This window comes from Mucilaginibacter sp. P4_G9, from assembly GCF_056400985.1.
In genome coordinates this window covers 1-789 of sequence record NZ_JBFUKF010000886.1, presented here as the reverse complement: position 1 = coordinate 789, position 789 = coordinate 1, and the positions used below count along the sequence as shown (strand labels likewise).

General features: G+C 38.1%; 2 protein-coding genes. One reads left to right on the top strand and one right to left on the bottom strand.

The features are described 5' to 3' along the window. Positions 1-357, top strand: a 357-nt coding sequence (locus AC1DPZ_RS28360) for a chaperone modulator CbpM (RefSeq protein WP_477409830.1), incomplete at its 5' end; no start/stop codon positions are given. A 4-nt stretch (positions 358-361) separates the two neighbouring features. Here the strand turns inward: AC1DPZ_RS28360 and AC1DPZ_RS28355 are convergent. Then, positions 362-789 (bottom strand): MutS-related protein (locus tag AC1DPZ_RS28355; RefSeq protein ID WP_477409828.1); only part of this gene is annotated, 428 nt, incomplete at its 5' end.

Genomic DNA, 789 nt, shown 5'->3' with positions numbered 1-789 from the left:
CTACCAACCTTACTGATAAGCAAAAGCGGCTGTTTGAAGAACTATCAAAATCCTGATCTACTTATGAAAACAGAGAATTTAATAACTGCAAATGATTTTTGTGTATACCATAATGTTGAGTACACGTTTTTTAATTCGTTAGAACAGGCTGGTTTGGTTGAGGTTACTGTGATTAACGAGACAACATTTATACCAGAAACGGAATTGCGTAAGCTCGAAAAAATGATTAGCCTGTACCAGTTGGATATTAATGTGGCCGGCATTGAAGCAATAACACACCTGCTTAACAGGATCGAACAAATGCAGGAAAATATGCGGGCCTTGCATAACAGGTTAAAAATGTATGAGGGGGAGTAACCCCCTATTCCATATACTTCAACATCATACGCTCACTTACTATGTGGGCATCTTCAATCACAGATTCGGGGTAACCCATGGAGGCTAATATGGCTATACCATTTTTGCTTTTCAGCAAGCCTTCTTTCAATTTGTAATCAAAAACCAATGTTTTGCCCGATTTGGAATCCACAAACGAATAGATGGCAAAATCCTCGTCTAAAAGTTCGGCAAGCTCGAGATCATGTGTTGATACGAATACAAAATTATCATTGGCGGTAATGTATGACAATACCGATTTTGCAGCGGCGATACGCTCAATTGTATTAGTTCCCCTAAATATTTCATCAATAATAACCAGGCTTTTTACGGTTTCTGTATTACTGCTATGATCAACAATATTTAATATAGCTGATGCCTGGGCCTGGAAAAAGCTTTGCTGTTCTTCTATAC